The sequence below is a fragment of the Streptomyces sp. URMC 127 genome (assembly GCF_051386535.1).
Classification (GTDB): domain Bacteria; phylum Actinomycetota; class Actinomycetes; order Streptomycetales; family Streptomycetaceae; genus Streptomyces.
In genome coordinates, this window is sequence record NZ_JBPQTW010000127.1 from 1 (window position 1) to 18,939 (window position 18,939).

Here is an 18,939-nt window from a genome sequence, read left to right on the forward strand (position 1 = left end):
GGTCAGCGCCGCGCGTGCCGGCCCCGCTGCCCCGGCGGCCGGGGGCCGCTGTCGGGGCCCTGGCCGGGGTAGGGGTAGGGGTCCTGGCCGGAATCCTGGTACGGGTCCTGGCCGGAATCCTGGTAGGGGTCCTGATGGTCCTGATAAGGATCCTGCCCGGAGTCCTGGTACGGGCTCTGACCGGGCTGAGCGTACGAGCTCCGGCCGGAGTCCTGGTACGGGCTGCCCTGGCCGGGCGCCTGGTACGGGCTCCTGCCGGGCTCCTGGTACGGGGCGGGCTGACCGGGCTGCCGGTACGGGCTCGGCTGGCCCTGGCCCTGACCCTGGCCGGGCTGCCGGTACGGACTCTGCTGACCCTGAGCCTGACCCTGACCGGGACCGCCGTACTGTCCCTGGCCCTGTCCCTGCCCCGGACCGGCGTAATGTCCCTGCCCGCCGCCGGGGTACTGCGGCCCCTGCCCCCCACCGGGCCGGTACTGCCCCTGACCCGCACCCGGGTACGAGCCCTGGCCCTGCCCCGGGAACGCGCCCTGACCGGGATACGCCCGGCCGCCGCCCTGCCCCGCACCCGCGTAGCCGCCGTACGGCGGCTGCGCGGGAGCCGCCACCGGCTCGGGAGCCGGAACCGGTTCCGCCGCCTCCTCCGCCGCCGCCTTCTTGCTCTTCGACCGCGCCCGCAGGAACTCAATGGCAATCGGCACGACCGAGATCAGCACGATCGCGACCAGCATCATCTCGATGTTCTTGTGAACGAACTCGATCTTGCCGAGCCCCGCCCCCAGCAGCGTCACGCCGACGCCCCACAGGATGCCGCCGATGATGTTGAAGATGAGGAACGAGCGGTAGTTCATCCGGCTCACACCGGCGATGATCGGCGTGAACGTACGGATCACCGGCACGAAGCGGGCCAGAACCAGCGACTTCGGCCCGTACTTCTCGAAGAACTCGTGCGCCTTCTCCACGTTCTCCTGTTTGAAGAGCTTGGAGTCCGGACGCCGGAACAGCGCGGGCCCGACCTTGCGGCCGAAGAGGTAACCGGCCTGGTCACCGAGGATCGCCGCCACCGCCACCAGCGTGCACACGAGCCACAGCGGCTTGCTGATCTGGTTCGTGGTGACCAGCAGGCCCGTCGTGAACAGCAGCGAGTCGCCCGGGAGGAAGAAGCCGATCAGGAGGCCGGACTCCGCGAAGACGATGGCCAGGACGCCGATCAGACCGAATTGCTCGATCAGATAGTTCGCGTCCAGCCACTGCGGGCCGAGCGCGAGAGTGGTCGTGGGGGTCACGGGTGACAGGCTCCTGGGTCGAGGGCGCAGGCTCGTGCGAGGCCCGGGCACAGGCGGAGTGGGGTGATGTGCGGCCCCAAGTTACCAACGCGGCGGGGGCCCACCACGTTCCAGTGTGATTACCAGTGTGCGGCAGCGGCCCGCCGTTCCACCGCTCCCCGGCCCCGTGCCTCCGGTCGGCGCAACCCCGCCGCCCCCGCATGCGTCCTGGTCAGGCACCCGCAAAACTGCACACACTGCACACACGGAGGTGGATGCCATGGGCATCGAGGAGTACGGCGGCGGCCAGTCCCAGTCCGACGTCCTGGTCGTGACGACGAACGACGTTCCGGGTTACAAGGTGGACCGCGTCATCGGCGAGGTCTTCGGCCTCACCGTGCGCTCCCGCCACATCGGCAGCCAGATCGGCGCGGGCCTGAAGTCTCTCGTGGGCGGCGAGCTCAAGGGCCTGACCAAGACCCTGGTGGAGACCCGCAACCAGGCCATGGAGCGGCTGATCGAGCAGGCGCGGGCGCGCGGCGCGAACGCGGTGCTGATGTTCCGCTTCGACGTGACGGAGGCGGCGGACGTCGGCACGGAGGTGTGCGCGTACGGCACGGCGGTCGTGATCTCGCCCCGCCCTGATCTGCCCCTCAGGCGTTACGCGCCGCGTTCGCCTGGATGGCGTCCCGCAGATAGGCGCCCATGCCGGGCCGGATCGCGTCGTAGTACGCGGCGAACCGCTCGTCTGTGACGTACATCTCGGCGATGCAGGTGTGAATCTCGTACGTGCAGTCGTAGTAGAAGCGCACGATCTGCTGCCGGTGCTCCTCGGCGAGGTCCATGGCCTCGGGCGAGCCGGCGGCCGCGCCGGTGGCCATGAGGTCGGCGATGCGCTGGTTGAGCCCGTTGGTCTCGTCCTGGATGCGCTGCCAGTCCTCCTTCGTGTACGAGGCGGTCCGGCGCTGCGACTCGCGGTAGGCCTCCGTGCTGCCCCACCGCTGCTCGACCTCCTCCGCGTGCTCGTCGGGGTCGAAGTCCCCGAACACCTCGAACTTCTCCTCCGGCGTGAGCTTGATCCCCATCTTCTTCGCCTCCATGGCGTGCTCCACGGCGGTGGCCATGCGCTGGAGCTGCTCGATCCGCTCGGTGAGCAGACCGTGCTGGCGGCGCAGGTGCTCGGCCGGGTCCACGTCCGGGTCGTCGAGCAACACCGCCACCTCGTCCAGCGGAAAGCCGAGCTCCCGGTAGAACAGGATCTGCTGCAGCCGGTCGAGGTCCTCGTCCTCGTAACGCCGGTGACCCGCGTGGCTGCGGCCCCCGGGCGAGAGCAGCCCGATCTCGTCGTAGTGGTGCAGCGTCCGCACGGTGACCCCGGCGAAGGCGGCGACCTGCCCCACGGAGTAGCTCATCTCCGCTCCTTTCCCCTTACGGGCTTGCGGGCTCCACGATGCGCCCTCCCGTTACGTGAGGTGCAAGCGCAGTCGCCGTCCGGCTCACGGGCGGGGACGGCGTTCCACCACTGAGGACGGGCACCGCATTCACCGCCTTCACCGCCTTCCGTTACCCATCACCTATCCGAGTGCCATGACCGTCGTCACCGTGAGACGCCGCCACGGCGTCGAGGATCCTCCCGTCCATGCACGCGAAAAGCACGGGTTTCCTGACGAGTACACGCTTCTGCGACGCCGGTTCGAAGGCGGTTGCCGACACGGCGGCCGAAGCCGCCGACGGAGCGATAACCGACCGCGACAAGGCAGTGGCGCTCTTCCGGTGGGTACAGGACGAGATCAAGTACGCGATCCTCCACGACTGGACGCACACCGCGACGGAAACACTGCGGATGGGCCGCGGATCCTGCTCGAACAAGGCGAACCTGCTGTGCGCCATGCTGCGGGCGCAGAACATCCCCGCCGGATTCGGGGTACTCGTCGTCAACGGAAAGGAATACTTCGGACAAGGCTGGTTCCCTGCGCTGCAGGAGATGTGCGACGAAACGTCGCGGCATTTCTTCAGCGTCGTTCACCTCGGCGGGAAATGGCTGCGGTGCGACCCGAGCGACGACCGCGCCCTGTCGGCGGGCGCGTCCCACATCAGCCGGCCGTCCACCCGCATTCACTTCGACGGCACCGGCCACGCCGACATGCTCCTCGACCCCGCCCACGTCCTCTCCTCCTCCTGGCCCGTGCCGGACATCGACCGGTTTCTCGCCAGGAAGACCACGAAACCGCGGGAGGATTTCGCATACATGAACTCGTATGTCGAGTTCGTACGTCTCTACGGGGCCCGGTACGCCGGGCCGCAGGAGGTGGAGGAAGCGTTCCACGCGTGGCGGCGCGAGACGACCGCCGGGGCGGGTGTGCGAGGCGGGCAGCGCACAGGCTGAGCAGCTGAGTACGCGTACTCATGCGGGCCCTGCAAGCTGCCCGGCAAGGTGCGGATATGACGTGCACACCCCCCGAACCTCCGCCCCGGCGCAAATGGCGGCCCTGGTCACGCAGGACGTCACTCGGTGCGGACGTCGGCGTCGGCATTCTGCTGTTCCTAGTCGAGGCGGCCGTATTTCTGGGCGGCTTATTCGACTCCGGCATGGAGATATGGGCCGCGCAGGGACAGGAAGACCGGATCGAGGCGGCACGGATCGCGGAGCTCGCCTGGACGCAGCACTTCCTCATCGCCACGCTCGTGCTTGCCGGGCTCGCGCTGCTGTCGCGCGCGCCCTGGACGGTCCTGTCGCAACTCCTTGCCGCCGGCACGGTAGCCGTGCTGCTCATGCTCGCGCAGCACGACTACGACCGCCGCCACCCGGCTCCCCCGCCTCCCCCGAACCCGGCCTATACGCCCTGCTACAGCGGCAGTGGAAGGTGCAACTGAGTCACTTGATTCCGCTTCATTTTCCCCAGGTGCTGCGGGCGTTGACCTCGCGCACCTTGGCGCGCAGCGCTTCGCTGTCGGCGGGGTGAGGCGACTCGGGGGAATGGGGAGAGGAACAGGTGCAGGTGCGGAGCTTGCTGCTGGGCGCGATGTCGATGCCGTGGGCAGTGGCCCAGACGTAGACGCCGCAGTGAGGGCGGAACGGCTGCGGAGCGGCCTCCTCCGGCGGGGCGGGCGGCGGGGGCGGCGTGACGGGGGTTTCGGGCGCCGTGCGACGGCCGAAGAGAGCCCTCGTCCGGGCGAGGAGGCGGGAGATAGAGTCCTTCACGTCATCAGCTCCTACGAGGCTGGTGGCCATGCCCCCGGGCCGTTACCGCGGTCGCGGGGGTCTTGAGTGGGCCCACCCTAGAGCCCCCTGAAGTGCCCTGTCTACAGCTAGCCGTCTAGAGTAGGCTCTATGTTCGGTTGCATGCGGCTGTTTACAGTCAGCGCGTGATGGAGTATGACCCGACGCGACCGAAGTGGATGCAGATCGCTGACGTGATCCGGGAGCGGATCGCCAGCGGCGAGTACCCGGTGAACCACCTGATCTCCGAGGTGCGGATGGAGCAGGAATTCGACGTCGCACGGACGACGGTCCGCAAGGTCACCGCCGCCCTCCGCGCCGATGGCCTGATCGTCACGACACCCGGTATGGGCTCCTTCGTGGCCCCGCAACCACCGCCGGAGTGATCGGCGACTTAGAACGGGCGGTCGTAGGGCCGGGCCATAACCCGGTCGTAGATACCGCGCAACCACGGCTGACGAACGGCCGGCAGCCGGGCCAGCGTGCTGAGGAAGACGTCGGAGTCGGGCCGGAACCGCGACCAGGGCCGCATCGGCGGCGGGTCGTCGCGCAGCACGCCACCGGGGAGCCCGCCCGTCGCGGGGACCAGCAACCGTTCGTTGTGGAAGGCGAGGTGCATCCACACGTCGGCGTCCAGCGGCACCGGGGCGGGGTCGCCGGCCGGTTGCCACGCCTCGCCCGTCTGCGGGTGCCGCGGGACCAGAGCGATGTCGACCGGCGGCGCGCTCGGGGCAGCTCGCGCGCCAGTTCGTCCCAGTCGGTCTAGGTGCCGAGCCAACGGGCATGCCCCGCCCTCAGGGTGACGACAGCGCTCACCCTTGGGCGTTCTCGCCAGGACCCGGCAGCGAACTGGACAGTGCGCTACGGTGGATGCCGTGTGGTACGCGTACCCGAGGTACCGGACTGCACGAAGAAGCCCGCCGCAGGGCTGGACCTGCGACGGGCGGACCGAGAGTTGGCCGTACGGGGCGTACTGGCTATACGCCCCGCCGGTCAGCCCTTACCGATCATCACCAAGATCAGGACGATCAAGGCCGCGAGCAGTTCCACCCATGGTGTTACTGCTCGCGCCACGTCCCTGACCCGGCCCCAGTCGATCGGTGGTTTCGGCCTCCGGTGGTGGGCCATTCTGCGACGCCTTTCCTCGGGTCGGAGCCTCACCGGTTGCGAGGCCCCAGGAGGGCCCTCGGACACGGCTGAGAGAACCGGCCCCGCCCGAGACCCCTGGATGGGGCCCCGACCGCGGCGGGCTGACCCGAAAGGGTCAGCGAATGGCAACAACACCGGCGGCCACTCTATCGCCCAGGCCCAGCAACTCGCTTACGTTTGGCCGACGTTCCTGCTCACCCGTAAGGGTCAGGCTCGACGCCAGCCGGGCTCAATCGGCCGCCGTATCCGGCCGCCTTCCCGACTCCGCAAGGAGGATCGCGGAGACAACCAGACCCGCCCCGCAGAGGTTGACCGCGGTGAAGGTGTCTCCGGCGAGCCAGTAGCCGGAGAGGGCGGCGAAGACCGGTTCCATTGCCATGATCAGCGCGATGCGGCCGGGCGATGAGGTCGCGAAGGCCTTGGTCTTGATGAAGAAGGCGAGCGCTGAGCCCGGGATCGCGGTCACGGCCAGGGCCGTCCAGACGCCGGCGGTGGCGGGGGCGGCGAGAGCTCCGGTGACGAGGGACCACAGCAGTCCGCACAGGCCCACTGTCGTCAGCTGTACGACGGTGAGGAGCCCGGTGCGGGCGCCGGGGCCGATGCGCGCGAGGATGACGTTCTGCACGGTGAACGCGAGCGCGCAGCCGAGCATCAGTGCGTCGCCGCGGTTGACCGACAGCCCTTTGAGCGTGAGCAGGGCCAGTCCGGCGAGGGCGAGGACGACACCGGCGGTCTGGCGGGGGCGCGGTGGCGTCCGGTAGACGAGGGCCCACAGGAGCGGGGTGAAGACGACGGCGAGTCCGCTGATGAAGGCGGCGTTCGACACGGTGGTGTCTTTGAGGCCGGCCGTCTGCAGCGCGTAAGCGGCGAAGAGCACGCCTCCGGCGACGGCGCCGCCGGCGACCTCACCCGCCGTCGTACGTGCCAGGTCGCGGTACTGGAAGAGACCGACGAAGGCTGCCGCGCCGAGGAAGCGGTAGGCGAGGAACGCCGGGACGGGGAGGAGGGCGACGGCGTCCTGGACGACGACGTAGGTCCATCCCCACAGGGCCGTGACGCCCAGCATGGCCAGCGCCCAGCCGGTGGAGTGGCGGGCTGCCGGACGTGGTGGAAGGTGGGTGGGGAGGGTGACCCGCCGGTCGGCGCGGGGGTTCGCGAAGGGTATTCCTGGCAACCGCACTCGGGTACCTCTCCTCGGGCGGTACCTCTCCTCGGGCAGCGAGGAACGTAATGGGAGCGGAACGGGCCGTCAACGCCGCGCCACGCGTTTCCACTTGGCCGAAAACCCCTCCGTAATCCGGCGTACGGAGGAGGGCATCGTGAGTGGATGCCCGGTCGGCGCCCGGTTGGAATACTGAACCACCGTAGATCCCATTCGTACGGAAGACATCGACGATCTTTCGGAGGTGGCACAGGGGTGGTTTCCGCAAAAGTACCGGAATCAGCCATCGCGTCAGTAGATCTGACCTCGGACGACGCGGTCGCCGCGATAGGCGAGGCGTGCAGGCGCGACGGATTCTTCTTCGTACGCAATCACGGCGTACCGGCCGACCTGGTATCGCCCGCGTTCGAGGAAACGCTGCGGTTCTACGCACGACCGGCTCACGAGAAGAAGATCCTGGCCGCTGACGTGCGCACACAGTTCCTGGGCTACCGGAGCGTGGGCCAGGAGAGGAGCACCTCGCACGCGGGCGGCGAGGCGTGCGAGCAGTACAGGATCGGGCGGACGTCCGGTGCTCTCGCGTCGGGCCGGCCGGCCGACTTCTACCACGAGCCGTTCCGGCGGTGCTCCGAACTCTTCGAGCGCATGGTCGTCCTCGGCGACTCGCTCCTCTCGGCGTGCGTCGCGGACCTCTCCCTGAAGAGCGACTTCTTCGATTCCTGCATGAAGTCGCCGATGCACCGGCTGGGGCTCAATTACTACAAGGTGGGGTACGGCGCGGAGATCGCCAATACGGTGGACTATGCGATGTCACCGCATGTCGATCACGCTCTCTTCACCGTCCTGGCGCAGGACGAACCGGGCCTGGAGGTACGTGACGCGGACGACGGCTGGATACCGGTTCCGGTGATCCCTGACGCGTTCTTCGTCTTCCTCGGCGACTATCTGCAGAGGTGGACCAACGGCACCTACCGTGCGGCGATGCACCGCGTCGGCCCGGTATCCGTCGACAGGGTGTCCATCCAGTACAAGCACCGCCCTTCCTACAGCACGGTGGTCGCGCCTCTGGAACCGTTCGTCAGCCCGAGCGACCCGCCCCGCTACGAACCGTTCGACACGGGCAGCCAGTACGCGTCCCTCCTCGAATCCCTCTTGGAAGCGCGCTAGAGCCGCTTTTCACCGGCCGGGCCTTGAAGAGGGCCCGGCCCGCGTGCACCTTGCCGTGCCGGGGATGCACCACCGCAGTCGGTCAGTCGGTCAGTCGGTCAGGGCACGAGCACGAGCTTGCCGCGGACGCGACCGGTCTCGCTGAGTTCGTGCGCCTTGGCGGCATCGCTCAGGGGGAGGATCTCCTCGACGAGCGGGCGGAGGGCGCCCTGCTCGACCAGGCCGGCGAGGCCCTCCAGATCAGCCGGGGACGGTTCGAGGTAGAACTCGACGAACCGCAGTCCTGCCGCCTCCGCCTGCGCCTTCACGGCCGTACGGTCGATTCCGACCCCGACGACGTCGATGAGGATGCCGCCGGGGTTGAGCGTGCGCAGGGACCTGGGGCCGTAGTCGTTGCTGACGGTGTCCAGGACGACGTCGACCTTTTCCACACTCGTGAAGTCGGTCGTCGTGTAGTCGATGAGTTCGTCGGCGCCCAGGCCGCGCAGGTACTCATGGTTGACCGCGCGTGCGGTGCCGGTCACGTGGGCGCCGCGGGCCTTGGCGATCTGCACGGCGAGGTGCCCGACGCCGCCCGCGGCCCCGTGGATGAGCAGGCGCTGCCCGGCGCGCACCTGCGCGATGTTCACCAGCGCCTGCCAGGCGGTCAGGCCGGCGATGGGCAGTGCGGCGGCGTGCACGTGGTCGACGGCGGCCGGCTTGGCGACGACGGCGGACTCGGGCACGAGCACGTAGTCGGCGTTGCTGCCGTGCGGCGGCGTCGTCCAGCCGAACACCTCGTCGCCGGGCCGGAACCGGCTTACTGATGCACCGGCTTCGGCCACTACGCCGCTGAAGTCGTGCCCGAGCACGAACGGCGGCGCGCCGAACCACGCCACGTGCCCCGAACGGACCTTCCAGTCAGCGGGATTGACGGCGGTGGCGCGTACCTGCACGAGGACTTCGCCGGCACCGGGAGTGGGACGGTCGGCCTCCGCGACCTCCAGGACGTCGGGGCCGCCGAGGGAATGCTGGGTGATGACTCGCATGCGTTCATCTTCGGACGGGCAGTATCGTCCGTAAAGTAGGCACTTTCAAGGAAGGTAGGTACCTGATGGATACTGTTACTGGGCAGCATGCCGACGCTAAGACCGCATGGAACGTGCCCGCGGTCGACTGCCCGTCCCGGACAGTGGTCGAGGTGCTGGCCAACAAGTGGGTGCTGTACGTGCTCGGTTCGCTGAGGGAGCACGACGGGCCGATGCGGTTCAACCAGCTGGGGCGCGCGCTGCCCGGCGTCACGCAGAAGATGCTGACGCAGACCCTGCGCATGCTGGAGCGCGATGGGCTGGTCTCGCGCAAGGTCTACCCGACGGTGCCGCCGCGCGTTGAGTACGGCCTGACGCCGCTCGGGCAGGAGGCGGCCCGGCTGACCGTGGCCATCGGCGAGTGGGCGCTCTCCCACGTCGGCCAGATCCTCGCCGCACGCGAAGCCTTCGCGGTGGCGGCGAACACCGACCCGAGCCCGGTCGCCTGACGCCACCGCCGCGCCGGCAACCGCCCGGGGACGGAAATCAACCACCGCACGCCGCCGCCCCGGCAGAAAACCGCGCTCTACGGAGCCCTGCCCGGACGCTCAGGCACCACCGCACGAACGAGAAGGGTGCTCTCGCAGTGTCGGCGCCTTCGCCGGGGCCGAGTTCGAGCGGTGCGCGGGGCCCAGTGCCCTCAGCATCCTCGTCTGTAACGACTAGTGAGTGCCGTGCGGCACCCCCACGCGGTGCCACCATCCCACTCCCGGCGCCGTCCAGGGCCGGGTCTTAAGGCCGGGCCTCCAGTTGGACCTCGTTGCCGCCTTCGCGGATGCCGGAGGTGAGGCAGTCCGTGGGCAGTTCACGCGGCGGCCCCGCGACGGTCCTCCGCACGGAATGCCCCTTTCCGCGCCCCTCGGTGACCCGGCCCGACTGGACGAGGGCCAGGACGCCGGCCGCACGGACGACGGTGGCGCTGTCGTAGACGATCCGCGACAGGCGGCCGTCGGCGTACCGGACCGTTTCCTCGCCGCTCCCGCCGGACAGCGTGAGGCAGGACGCCTCCGGCGAGACCCCGTCGAAGGAGCTGACGGCCGGGACGGTACGGCCGGGCGCCACGGTGCAGGCGTCGTACGTGACCTCCGCGTGCACACGGGTCGACTGTCGTCCGAGGACGAGCGGCGGATCGTACGTACTCCGGCTGCTGCCCGTACAGAGGAAACCGCCGGCACCGCCGTGCTCGCCCGTCCCGGCCTGACCCGCCGGTGCCCACACCAACGACGAGCCCACCAGGATCAGGGAACCCAGCGTCACTGCCATGCCGCGCTTACCGAACACATGCCCTCCAGCACGTCCCGTACCGCTGCTGCTACCGCTACCGACTACCAGCACTGGCTACCCAAGGACGCATCCGTCGCCCCCGGCGCCTCTCAGCGCACCGCCCGCGCACGGCCTGTCCGGCGCGCGGTCGCGCACGCCTTCCCTCCCGGGGGCATCGGCTCGATCGGCCTCGGCCGCATGAGCCCCGGGGGGTGCCGGGTAGGTAGCGCCGGCCGCGACGCCGTCAAGAGGAGGTTCCTGTGAGCCCCATGCCCACCGCAGCCGAAGCCGCCGCAACCGCCGCGCGAGAACGCGTCTTCGCCATGATGGACGCCGACGGAGACGGGGTCATCACGGCGCACGACTACCTCTCCCGGGTCGACCGGGCCGTCAAGGCAACCGCACGCACGGAGGACGATCCGCTCGTCGTCACCGCCCGCGCCGAAGCCCACAAGGCGTGGGGGGCGATGGACGCCGACGGCGACGGGAAACTGACCTTTGACGAGTACAACGCATGGGTGGGCGCCGACAAGTTCGACAACGTCTGCCGGTTCGCCCTCGGTTCGCTGTTCGACCTCGCCGACGCCGACGGGGACGGCGAAGTCGACAAGGCCGAATTCACTCTCCTGCGCACCGCGCTGAACAATTCGCCCGCGAACGCCGCCGCCGCTTTCGACGCGCTGGACGCCGACGGCGACGGCCGGGTCGGCCGCGCCGCGTATCTGGCGTCGATCCGCGCTTACATCGTCGGCGACAACTCCCCGATGGGTGAGGCCCTGTACTGATCGTTCCCCGTCACCGCCCAGCCCCCGTAATGACCGGTACGAGAGGCCACTTGGGCGGAGAAAACGCAACTTCGACACCGCCCGCAAAGGCCGCTACCTTCACCTGGTCTTCGGCGATCGCTCACGGTCGCACAGGAGTTCCTTCCGACCAGGGAGAGACGCATGCCCCGTCTTGCGCTGTACACATTCGGCGTCCTGAAGTCACCTCTCGCCGATCCCGGGCCTCTCACGCGCGAGTTCTACGACATTGGTGAGGACGTCTACCGGCAGATCAGCCGGCACCCCGGATATCTCGCTCACGCCGAAGCGGCAGCCGGCAGCCGGGGCTCACACTTCGACTTGGACTGGGGTGCGTGGGGAGAGTTCGCCGTACCGGCCTGGTACGGCAAGGGCCGTACGGCGGAAACCACCGCCCTGGCCGCAACCCTTTCGCTCTGGACCGGCCTGCGCCCCGCCTTCGACGCCATCTACACCGGTCTGCACCGTGAGGCGCTCATCAGGCGCTACGACTGGTTCGAGAAGAGAGAACACCCGAGTTACGTGTTCTGGTGGGTCTCCGACGGCGTGATACCCACCTGGCAGGACGGGGTGTCCAGGCTGCAGCACCTCCACGACCACGGCCCCGCGCCGCACGGCTTCACCTTCCACCACTCGTTCACCCCGGACGGAACTCCGACCGGGGTCGTGCGACCGCCCGCTCGGCCATGCCCGGCAGGAAGTCCGTGAACAGCTCGTGGATTTCGAGGACGATCGGGCGCAGCACCCGGAACCGGGCCAGCGCGATGCTCCGCGTCGTCAGGCGGGCGCCGCGGTCGGCGAGGCGGCGGGTGCGTTCGCGGCCGGGTGAGCGGTCGAAGACCCAGTAGAGGACGAGGCCCATCTGGGAGAGCCACATCAGCTCGGGCAGGACGTCGCGCAGCTCGGCCGGAACCTTGGCCTTGGCCCCGGCGAGCACCTCGCGGTGAACGTCGATGGCCGCCTCCCGCGCGTGCTCGGACTCGGCGGAGAAGGGGCTGAGCGGGGAGTCCGGGTCGGCGGCGTTCTTGAAGAACTGGGCCGCGAATTCGTGGTACGGCGAGGCGATGTCCAGCCAGGCCTGCAGCACGCCGGAGAGCCGCGCCTCCAGGTCGGTCTCCCGGTCCAGCACCTCGCGGACCGCCGCCTGGTGGTCCGCGGCGATCCGGTCGTAGAAGCCCTGGATCAGGTGTTCCTTGCCGGCGAAGTAGTAGTACGCGTTGCCGACGGAGACTCCGGCCTCCTGGGCGATGGCCCGCATCGTCGTCTTGTCGTAACCGCGCTCCTGGAAGAGCCGCATCGCGGTCTCCAGAATCAGGCTACGGGTCTGCTCGCTCTTCTCGCCTTTGGGGGGCTTTTCACCCTTGGCAGGCTTCTCGCCCTTGGCAGGCTTCTCGGCCTTCGCGGGCTTCTCGCTCTCCGCGGGCTTCTCGTTCTTCGCAGGCCGGGGCTCGTTCTCTGCTGCTGGCACGGTTCAGAGCCTAAAGGGTCTTCTTGAAGCGGAACTGTGTGGCCGTGTCCCCGCGCGGCTTGATGAAGAGGCCGTCGCGCGCGCCCTTGCCGGCGATCGACACTTCGTACGCCTCCCCGGCCTCGTTCTCGATCCGGATCCGCTGGTGCCCGAGCTTCGGCTTGCGCTCCAGGGACCAGGTGCCCTTCCCGCTGAACCAGGCGGCGGGCTGCTCGTCGCCGGTGAAGGCGGTGGGCAGGCGCACCGCCGTGAGCGTGCCGTCCGCCCGCAGCGTCAGGGCGCCCGCCTGGTGGCTGCGCCAGGAACCGATCACGTCCCCGCGCTCCGCCGAGCCGGCCGGCGGGCTCAGCAGGACCACCAGGGCCGTCAGCACGGCCACGGCGCCGAAGGCCGCGAGGCCGACCACGGTGGAGCCGCGCGGGCTACGCATCGCAATCGCCGCCGTCGCAGGCCGCGGGTGCCGTGACGTACGTCCAGCCGCGGGACGGGAGGTACGTCCATCCGCTCGCCCCGGCCGCGGGCGCCGGCCACTGCGCGCCGCGGTACTTGGCCGCCGCGAGCACCGCCCCGCGGGCGAAGCGCATGCCCGACGGCGTGCTGATCCTGTGGGCGAGCGGGCGGTACGAGGAGAGCGCCCACAGGCAGACGACCCAGGCGGAGGCGCCCCGGTAGACCTGCCCGGCGTCGCCGACGACGGTGATCTCCTCGTGGGCGGCGGCGTGGTCGAGTTCCGGGAAGCGGCGCCGGGCCTCGTCCGACCCGACGGGCACGAGGTCGAGCGGGACGAGCTGCCGCTGCCGCACGAGCCAGTTGCGGACGAAGACGCAGAGGGAGCAGTGCGCGTCGTAGAGCACGGTGAGCCGGCGGACCGGGACGCGCCGGAGGGCGGCGTCCCGGTCAGCGGGGGTGACGGTGGCGGCCATGAGGGCTCAGTGCCCGCCGGCCGGCGAGGCCGGCGCGATCCACGGCCCCTGCGCTCCCGCGTAGCCCTGCGGCGGGACGGGCGGGAGCTGCTCGCGGTCCATCAGGCCGCGGCGGCGGAAGCGGTTGAGGACGAAGACGTTGCCGAGGTGCATCGCGCCGAGCACGAGGAGGACGACGCCGAGGTTGCGCGACAGCACCTCGAAGACGCCGCGGGCGTCGGCGATCGTGGCGTCGTCCTGCAGGTAGAGGGCGATGAAGCCGAGGTTCACCAGGTAGAAGCCGACGACCAGCAGGTGGTTCACGGCGTCCGCGAGCTTCTCGTTGCCGTGCAGGACGTCGGCGAGGAAGATCCGCCCGTTGCGGCTGAGCGTACGGGCGACCCAGACCGTGAGGCCGAGGCTGATCAGCAGGTAGATGGCGTACGAGACAACTGTGAGATCCACGTCCCCACCCCTTCTTGAACGTGTTCAAAAGTTTTGGTGAGCGTGACTGTAGACCTGTTTTTGAACACGTTCAAGCCGGAGGTCTCCGGGGGCTCGGCTCACTCCTGCGGCGCAACCGCCACCGGGCATGCCGCGTGGTGCAGCGCCGTGTGGCTGACGCGGCCGAGCTGGAGGCCGAAGCCCCGGCGGCGGCGTACGGAGCCGACGACCAGCAGGTCCGCGGTCGCCGAGGCGTCGATGAGCGCCTTGCGGGCGTGCCCCTCGTAGACGGTGCTGTGCACGGTGACGCCGGGGTACTCGCGCCGGGGCTCGCGCAGGGCCTCGACCAGCTCGCGCCCGGCGAGCTCCTCGTGCTCGATGGCGTCGTCGCTGGGCAGCGGGTAGTGGTCCGCCGACTGGTGGACGGGGTGGCGCCAGGCGCGTACGGCCTCGACGCCGCAGCCGCGGGCGGCCGCCTCGCGGAACGCGAAGCGGAGGGCCGCCGGGGCCTCCTCGGGGTCGCCGACGCCGACGACGATCCGGCCGTACTCGCCGCGGACGTTCCGCTCGCCGCCCCGTACGACGATCACCGGGCAGTGGGCCCGGGCGGCGACCGCGAGGCTGACCGATCCGAGCAGCAGACCGGTGAGCGTGCCGCGGCCCGACGGGCCGGTGACCAGCGCGGCGGCCCGGCGCGACTCGTCCAGCAGGGCGTTCAGCGGCTCCTCGGGGAGCACCTCCGCCTCGACGACGAGGGCCGGATCGCGCTCCCGGGCGCGCAGCGCGGCGACGGCGATGACGCGCTCCTCGGCGACCGCCTCGGGAGAGGGCTCGTCATCGGCCGGGAGACGGGTCTCGTAGCGCTCCCAGCGGGAGGCGTAGACCATGCGGAGCCGCACGCCGTGCCGGGCGGCGGCGTCCACGGCCCAGTCCAGGGCCTGCATGCTGCCGGCGGACCCGTCGACGCCCACGACCAGGGGCGGCTGCTCCATCGTCGTCACAGCTTCACCATGGCACCCGCTGTGTCGCAGCTCACCTCAACAGGGCCGTTCGGGGTGCCTGAGCAGCGGCTATCCGGGCGGGAGTGTCAGGATGAGGGCATGACGACCAAGGTTTACTTCGACATCACCATCAACGACGAGCCCGCCGGGCGCATCAACTTCAACCTCTTCGACGACGTCGTCCCGAAGACCGCCGAGAACTTCCGCGCGCTCGCCACGGGCGAGAAGGGCTTCGGCTACGCCGGCTCCTCCTTCCACCGGGTCATCCCGGCCTTCATGCTGCAGGGCGGCGACTTCACCGCCGGCAACGGCACCGGCGGCAAGAGCATCTACGGCGAGAAGTTCGCCGACGAGAACTTCAAGCTCAAGCACGACCGCCCGGGCCTGCTGTCGATGGCCAACGCGGGCCCGAACACCAACGGCTCGCAGTTCTTCATCACGACGATCGTGACGGACTGGCTGGACGGCCGGCACGTCGTGTTCGGCGAGGTCGCCGACGAGGACAGCATGAAGCTCGTCAAGAAGATCGAGGCGCTCGGCTCGCAGAGCGGCAAGACCCAGGCGAAGATCACCATCGCCGCGTCCGGCCAGCTGTAACCGGCCCGCGGACAGATCCCCGGGTCCGGCCGGAGCCGTACCCGGGGACCGCTCCCGCCTGCCTGCTGGCGCCCGCCCGCCTGCTGCCGGCCGCCTGTCGCGGCGGCGGTGAGCCGTACGTACGAGGATCCGCGCGTACGTACGAGGATCCGCGCAGCGATCAGTGCGGCGATTCGTACGACGATCCGCACGGACCGTCCAGCAGGTTCGTGATGAGCTTCCGCAGCCGTCCCTCGACCACGGTCTCGACGCCGTGGACGAGCTGGGCACCGTAGACGACGGCCGTCCTGGCGGGCGGTGCGCTGGTCCAGCGGGTGCGCGCGACGGCATCCAGCAGCGCGGCGTCCTCGGGGCGCCCTTCGTCCGAGATCTCCCGGGCGAAGCGCGTCCCCGGCAGGAAGGCGCTCCCCGGGCCCGCGGTGCGCCCGGTCCACAGGGCGTCGGCGGAAGAAGTGTCGACGTAGAACGCCCCGCCGCGGGCGGCCTCCTGGAGATGGAAGGCCACGCGCGCGACACGCTGGGGCGAGGCCTCCGGCGCGCCGACGCCGTGCAGATGCGCATCGATCCGGTCCCCCGGCCCGAGGTCGTGGTAGTTCCACGGCGTGGCGCCGGCGACGGACGGGAAGACCCTGCGGATGGCGGGAAGCGCCCGCTCGATGCCGGCCGCCAGGATCTCCTGCGCGGCCGCGGGCGCGGCGATCCCGGCGCTGGGGCGCTCGGGCACCCAGCCCGTGACGGCCAGGTGCTCGTCCAGCACCTTGGTCAGCTCGGCGGTCTCGTCGGGCGTGAGGAAGCCCTCGATGGTCTGAACGGCGAGGGTCTCGGTCATATGGATCACGTTCCGGCTCTCCTCTCGCGGTGCGGGTGCGGTGCGGTACGGAGTGGCGCGGTGGACCGTCAAAACGTTGCACCGTCAAAACGGTGCAAGCGTCCATCGAAGCGGACCCCTGCCGCGCTGCCAAGCGTCCCGCCGGACACGCGAACGAGCCTTGCCGTGCCGGCGATGGCCGCCGGGCGAGCTCCTCAGACCCGCACGGCGGCGCACCCGGCCGGCCGCCCTACCAGCTCGACTTCCGCACCCCCGGCAGATGCCCCGCGTGGGCCTCCCTGCGGAGGCTGACGCGGCTCAGCCCGAACGTACGGAAGTAGCCGCGCGGCCGCCCGTCCCCCGAGTCGCGGTTGCGGACGCGCGTGGGGCTCGCGTCGCGCGGCTGGCGCCGCAGTTCGCGCGCGGCGGCGAGCCGTTCCTCCTCCGGTGCCCGCGGGTCGCGGATGACGGCCTTGAGGAGGGCGCGCCGGGCCGCGTACCGCGCGACCGTCAGGCGGCGCTGCTCGTTCTTTGCGATCTTGCTCTTCTTCGCCATGAGGCTTCCGTCCTCCCCCTCAGACCTTCTCGCCGCGCGCCCGGATGCGGGCGACCGCGGCCTCGATGCCGATCGCGTCGACCGTCCGGATGCCCTTCGCGCTGAGCCGCAGCCGTACGTGGCGGCCTTCGCCCGGAAGCCAGTAGCGCTTGGTCTGGATGTTGGGGTCGAACCGCCGGGACGTGCGGCGGTGGGAGTGGGAGATGGTGTTCCCGAAGCCGGGCTTGCGGCCGGTCAGTTGGCAGTGGGCGGACATCCGTCGCTCCTCCTAATGAAAATGGAAACCATTTCTGTATAGTAGCCCCCATGGCCCGCAACGAGCTACGCCCCGTCATCAAGCTCCGGTCCACCGCCGGCACCGGATACACCTACGTCACCCGCAAGAACCGCCGTAACGACCCCGATCGCATGCAACTGCGCAAGTACGACCCCGTGGCCGGCCGCCACGTCACCTTCCGAGAGGAGCGCTGACCGTCATGAAGCCCGGAATCCACCCGCCCTACGGCCCCGTCGTCTTCCGCGACCGTGCGGCCGGCTTCGCCTTCCTCACCCGCTCGACCGCCACCAGCGACAAGACCGTCGAGTGGGAGGACGGCAGGACGTACCCGGTCATCGACGTCGAGATCTCCTCGGCGAGCCACCCCTTCTACACCGGCACGGCCCGGGTCCTGGACACCGCCGGACGCGTCGAGCGCTTTGAGCGCCGTTACGGCAGCCGCGGAGGCGGGCGGTGACCGCGCCGCGTCCCCTGCCCGTGGCCCTGGTGGGCGGGCTGCACGCCGACGCCCGCCGGGCCTCGGTCGAGCGCCTCCTGCAGACCGTCCCCGGCAGCGTCGCCCTCCACCACGACCTGGCCACCGCCGCCACCGCCGGAACGGTTCGCCGGACCGTACGGGACCGCACCGGCACGCTCGACGAGGGCGAGACCCCGCTCGTCAACGACTGCGCCTGCTGCGCCCTGCGCGAGGACCTCATGCCCGAGCTGGAGCGGCTCGCCGCGGCCGGCGACTGCCGGCTCGCCGTGGTCGAGCTGTGGGACTCCGTCGAACCCAAGGCCATGGCCGAGGTCGTGGCCGCCCACGCGGGCGAGGCCCTCCGCCTCACCGGCGTGATCACCGCCGTGGACCCCGCCCTCGTCCTGCCCGCCCTCGCCTGCGGCGACGACCTCGCCGAGGCCGGGCTGGCCGCCGCGGCGAGCGACCAGCGCACCGTGGCCGACACCTTCGCCCGGCAGCTGGAGTACCCGACGGTGCTCGCACTGGTGGAGAACACGACGGGGAGCGCTACAGGGAACGCGGCGGAGGACGCGGCAGGGCACGCGGCGGGGGCCGCAGCGCAGAACCCGGCAGGGGACGCGGCAGAGAACGCGGCCGAGTCCGGCGCCACCGCCTTCGGCTCGCCCGTCGCACCCGCCGACGCCGCCGACCACGCCCTCCTCGCCCAACTCGCTCCCGCCGCCAGGCCCGTTGCCGCCGGCTCCGCCGAGCTCGCGGCCGCCGCGCTCGCCGGGTTCGACGTGGAGGCGGCCGCGGCCCGCCAGCACCCCGCCTGCGCGCTGCTGCCCCAGGAGGCCGACGCGGACGGCGTCACCACGCTCGTGTGGCGCGCCCGCCGCCCCTTCCACCCGGGCCGGCTCTACGCCGCGCTGGAGGACCTGTGCTGCGCCGCCGCGCGCAGCCGCGGCCGTTTCTGGCTCGCCGACCGGCCGGACACGCTGCTGGCGTGGGACGCCGCGGGCGGTGCGCTGTGCGTGGAGAGCGCCGGGCCGTGGCTCGCGGCGCTGCCGGACGCCGCCTGGGACATGGTGCCGCCGGAACGGCGCGTGGCCGCCTCCCTCGACTGGGACCCCGAGCACGGCGACCGCCTGCAGCACCTCACCTTCACCTCGCCCGGGCTCGACGGCGACGGGCTGCGCGAACTGCTGGAGTCCTGCCTGCTGACCGACGCCGAATACGCGGGCGGGCCCGAAGCGTGGCGGCGTCTGCCGGCCGCATTCGACGCCCTGCTCGATCCCGTTTCCTGACACGGCCCCCGACACCCCCTGACATCCTCTGACGCCCACTGGCC

The 18,939-nt window shown here is 70.6% G+C and carries 26 protein-coding genes and 1 pseudogene; 12 read left to right on the forward strand and 15 right to left on the reverse strand.

Going from position 1 to position 18,939, the window contains the following annotated elements:
* Positions 1-2: 2 nt before the first annotated feature.
* Entirely contained in the window at positions 3-1,286 is a 1,284-nt protein-coding gene (locus tag ACSNOH_RS22855) for a VTT domain-containing protein (protein WP_436723292.1), read from the reverse strand.
* 259 nt (positions 1,287-1,545) lie between these two features.
* Here ACSNOH_RS22855 and ACSNOH_RS22860 point away from each other — a divergent pair.
* Positions 1,546-1,902 (forward strand): annotated as a pseudogene (locus ACSNOH_RS22860) (YbjQ family protein); the annotation flags it as partial.
* A 16-nt stretch (positions 1,903-1,918) separates the two neighbouring features.
* Here the strand turns inward: ACSNOH_RS22860 and ACSNOH_RS22865 are convergent.
* Entirely contained in the window at positions 1,919-2,677 is a 759-nt protein-coding gene (locus ACSNOH_RS22865; protein ID WP_436723293.1) for a MerR family transcriptional regulator, read from the reverse strand.
* A 227-nt stretch (positions 2,678-2,904) separates the two neighbouring features.
* On the opposite strand from ACSNOH_RS22865, the gene ACSNOH_RS22870 reads away from it, so the two are divergent.
* Positions 2,905-3,651, forward strand: a complete 747-nt coding sequence (locus tag ACSNOH_RS22870; RefSeq protein ID WP_436723294.1) for a transglutaminase-like domain-containing protein — start codon at positions 2,905-2,907, stop codon at positions 3,649-3,651.
* Positions 3,652-3,707: 56 nt separating this feature from the next.
* Positions 3,708-4,139, forward strand: a complete 432-nt coding sequence (locus ACSNOH_RS22875) for a DUF6234 family protein (protein ID WP_436723295.1) — start codon at positions 3,708-3,710, stop codon at positions 4,137-4,139.
* Between the two features lie 16 nt (positions 4,140-4,155).
* Here the strand turns inward: ACSNOH_RS22875 and ACSNOH_RS22880 are convergent, their stop codons facing one another.
* Positions 4,156-4,467: a hypothetical protein gene (locus tag ACSNOH_RS22880; protein WP_436723296.1), complete on the reverse strand. Its 312-nt coding sequence runs from the start codon at positions 4,465-4,467 to the stop codon at positions 4,156-4,158.
* A 167-nt stretch (positions 4,468-4,634) separates the two neighbouring features.
* Between ACSNOH_RS22880 and ACSNOH_RS22885 the strand changes: the two genes are divergently transcribed.
* Positions 4,635-4,871: a GntR family transcriptional regulator gene (locus ACSNOH_RS22885; RefSeq protein ID WP_436723311.1), complete on the forward strand. Its 237-nt coding sequence runs from the start codon at positions 4,635-4,637 to the stop codon at positions 4,869-4,871.
* Between the two features lie 8 nt (positions 4,872-4,879).
* Here ACSNOH_RS22885 and ACSNOH_RS22890 read toward each other — a convergent pair whose 3' ends face one another.
* Together ACSNOH_RS22890 and ACSNOH_RS22895 are read right to left on the reverse strand one after the other, a co-directional pair.
* The gene (locus tag ACSNOH_RS22890) at positions 4,880-5,128 is read right to left on the reverse strand and encodes a hypothetical protein (protein WP_436723297.1); all 249 of its coding nucleotides are present in this window, start codon (positions 5,126-5,128) and stop codon (positions 4,880-4,882) included.
* Between the two features lie 735 nt (positions 5,129-5,863).
* Complete coding sequence (locus ACSNOH_RS22895) at positions 5,864-6,808, reverse strand: DMT family transporter (protein WP_436723298.1); 945 nt, start codon at positions 6,806-6,808, stop codon at positions 5,864-5,866.
* 243 nt (positions 6,809-7,051) lie between these two features.
* Here ACSNOH_RS22895 and ACSNOH_RS22900 point away from each other — a divergent pair, with 243 nt between their 5' ends.
* Entirely contained in the window at positions 7,052-7,963 is a 912-nt protein-coding gene (locus ACSNOH_RS22900; protein ID WP_436723299.1) for a 2OG-Fe(II) oxygenase family protein, read from the forward strand.
* A gap of 98 nt (positions 7,964-8,061) precedes the next feature.
* Here the strand turns inward: ACSNOH_RS22900 and ACSNOH_RS22905 are convergent, their stop codons facing one another.
* Complete coding sequence (locus tag ACSNOH_RS22905; protein WP_436723300.1) at positions 8,062-8,991, reverse strand: NADP-dependent oxidoreductase; 930 nt, start codon at positions 8,989-8,991, stop codon at positions 8,062-8,064.
* A 65-nt stretch (positions 8,992-9,056) separates the two neighbouring features.
* Here ACSNOH_RS22905 and ACSNOH_RS22910 point away from each other — a divergent pair, with 65 nt between their 5' ends.
* Positions 9,057-9,479, forward strand: coding sequence for a winged helix-turn-helix transcriptional regulator (locus tag ACSNOH_RS22910; RefSeq protein WP_436723301.1), 423 nt, complete (start codon positions 9,057-9,059; stop codon positions 9,477-9,479).
* A 283-nt stretch (positions 9,480-9,762) separates the two neighbouring features.
* On the opposite strand, the gene ACSNOH_RS22915 is transcribed toward ACSNOH_RS22910, so the two are convergent.
* Complete coding sequence (locus ACSNOH_RS22915; protein WP_436723302.1) at positions 9,763-10,293, reverse strand: hypothetical protein; 531 nt, start codon at positions 10,291-10,293, stop codon at positions 9,763-9,765.
* Positions 10,294-10,562: 269 nt separating this feature from the next.
* Between ACSNOH_RS22915 and ACSNOH_RS22920 the strand changes: the two genes are divergently transcribed.
* The gene (locus ACSNOH_RS22920) at positions 10,563-11,078 is read left to right on the forward strand and encodes an EF-hand domain-containing protein (protein WP_436723312.1); all 516 of its coding nucleotides are present in this window, start codon (positions 10,563-10,565) and stop codon (positions 11,076-11,078) included.
* Between the two features lie 162 nt (positions 11,079-11,240).
* Positions 11,241-11,804: a DUF3291 domain-containing protein gene (locus ACSNOH_RS22925; protein ID WP_436723303.1), complete on the forward strand. Its 564-nt coding sequence runs from the start codon at positions 11,241-11,243 to the stop codon at positions 11,802-11,804.
* On the opposite strand, the gene ACSNOH_RS22930 is transcribed toward ACSNOH_RS22925, so the two are convergent.
* From ACSNOH_RS22930 to ACSNOH_RS22950, 5 genes are all read right to left on the reverse strand, one after another.
* Positions 11,734-12,393 (reverse strand): TetR family transcriptional regulator, encoded by a 660-nt coding sequence (locus ACSNOH_RS22930; RefSeq protein ID WP_436723313.1) that lies wholly within the window; start codon positions 12,391-12,393, stop codon positions 11,734-11,736. The genes ACSNOH_RS22925 and ACSNOH_RS22930 overlap by 71 nt on opposite strands.
* A gap of 181 nt (positions 12,394-12,574) precedes the next feature.
* Positions 12,575-12,994, reverse strand: a complete 420-nt coding sequence (locus ACSNOH_RS22935; protein WP_436723304.1) for a hypothetical protein — start codon at positions 12,992-12,994, stop codon at positions 12,575-12,577.
* Positions 12,987-13,487 (reverse strand): thiol-disulfide oxidoreductase DCC family protein, encoded by a 501-nt coding sequence (locus tag ACSNOH_RS22940; RefSeq protein ID WP_436723305.1) that lies wholly within the window; start codon positions 13,485-13,487, stop codon positions 12,987-12,989. Before ACSNOH_RS22940 ends, ACSNOH_RS22935 begins: the two co-directional genes overlap by 8 nt.
* Positions 13,488-13,493: 6 nt before the next feature.
* Complete coding sequence (locus ACSNOH_RS22945; protein WP_436723306.1) at positions 13,494-13,931, reverse strand: hypothetical protein; 438 nt, start codon at positions 13,929-13,931, stop codon at positions 13,494-13,496.
* Between the two features lie 98 nt (positions 13,932-14,029).
* The gene (locus ACSNOH_RS22950; protein ID WP_436723314.1) at positions 14,030-14,902 is read right to left on the reverse strand and encodes a universal stress protein; all 873 of its coding nucleotides are present in this window, start codon (positions 14,900-14,902) and stop codon (positions 14,030-14,032) included.
* Between the two features lie 108 nt (positions 14,903-15,010).
* On the opposite strand from ACSNOH_RS22950, the gene ACSNOH_RS22955 reads away from it, so the two are divergent.
* On the forward strand, positions 15,011-15,508 hold the full coding sequence (locus tag ACSNOH_RS22955) for a peptidylprolyl isomerase (RefSeq protein ID WP_436723307.1): 498 nt from the start codon (positions 15,011-15,013) through the stop codon (positions 15,506-15,508).
* Between the two features lie 160 nt (positions 15,509-15,668).
* Here the strand turns inward: ACSNOH_RS22955 and ACSNOH_RS22960 are convergent, their stop codons facing one another.
* The 3 genes from ACSNOH_RS22960 to rpmB form a co-directional block, all read right to left on the reverse strand.
* Complete coding sequence (locus tag ACSNOH_RS22960; protein WP_436723308.1) at positions 15,669-16,346, reverse strand: hypothetical protein; 678 nt, start codon at positions 16,344-16,346, stop codon at positions 15,669-15,671.
* Between the two features lie 220 nt (positions 16,347-16,566).
* A complete protein-coding gene (rpsN, locus tag ACSNOH_RS22965; protein WP_436723309.1) occupies positions 16,567-16,872 on the reverse strand; it encodes a 30S ribosomal protein S14 in 306 nt (101 codons plus the stop codon).
* Positions 16,873-16,891: 19 nt separating this feature from the next.
* Positions 16,892-17,128 carry a 50S ribosomal protein L28 gene (gene rpmB / locus ACSNOH_RS22970; RefSeq protein WP_030367341.1) on the reverse strand — a complete coding sequence of 79 codons (237 nt, stop codon included), beginning with the start codon at positions 17,126-17,128 and terminating at the stop codon, positions 16,892-16,894.
* 50 nt (positions 17,129-17,178) lie between these two features.
* Between rpmB and rpmG the strand changes: the two genes are divergently transcribed.
* Genes rpmG through ACSNOH_RS22985 form a run of 3 tightly spaced genes read left to right on the forward strand, consistent with a single transcriptional unit; the run spans position 17,179 to position 18,895 of the window.
* On the forward strand, positions 17,179-17,343 hold the full coding sequence (gene rpmG / locus ACSNOH_RS22975) for a 50S ribosomal protein L33 (RefSeq protein WP_030367340.1): 165 nt from the start codon (positions 17,179-17,181) through the stop codon (positions 17,341-17,343).
* A gap of 5 nt (positions 17,344-17,348) precedes the next feature.
* Positions 17,349-17,606: a type B 50S ribosomal protein L31 gene (locus tag ACSNOH_RS22980; protein ID WP_179081983.1), complete on the forward strand. Its 258-nt coding sequence runs from the start codon at positions 17,349-17,351 to the stop codon at positions 17,604-17,606.
* Positions 17,603-18,895, forward strand: a complete 1,293-nt coding sequence (locus tag ACSNOH_RS22985) for a GTP-binding protein (RefSeq protein WP_436723310.1) — start codon at positions 17,603-17,605, stop codon at positions 18,893-18,895. The genes ACSNOH_RS22980 and ACSNOH_RS22985 overlap by 4 nt, the downstream gene beginning before the upstream one ends.
* The last annotated feature ends 44 nt before the right edge of the window (positions 18,896-18,939 follow it).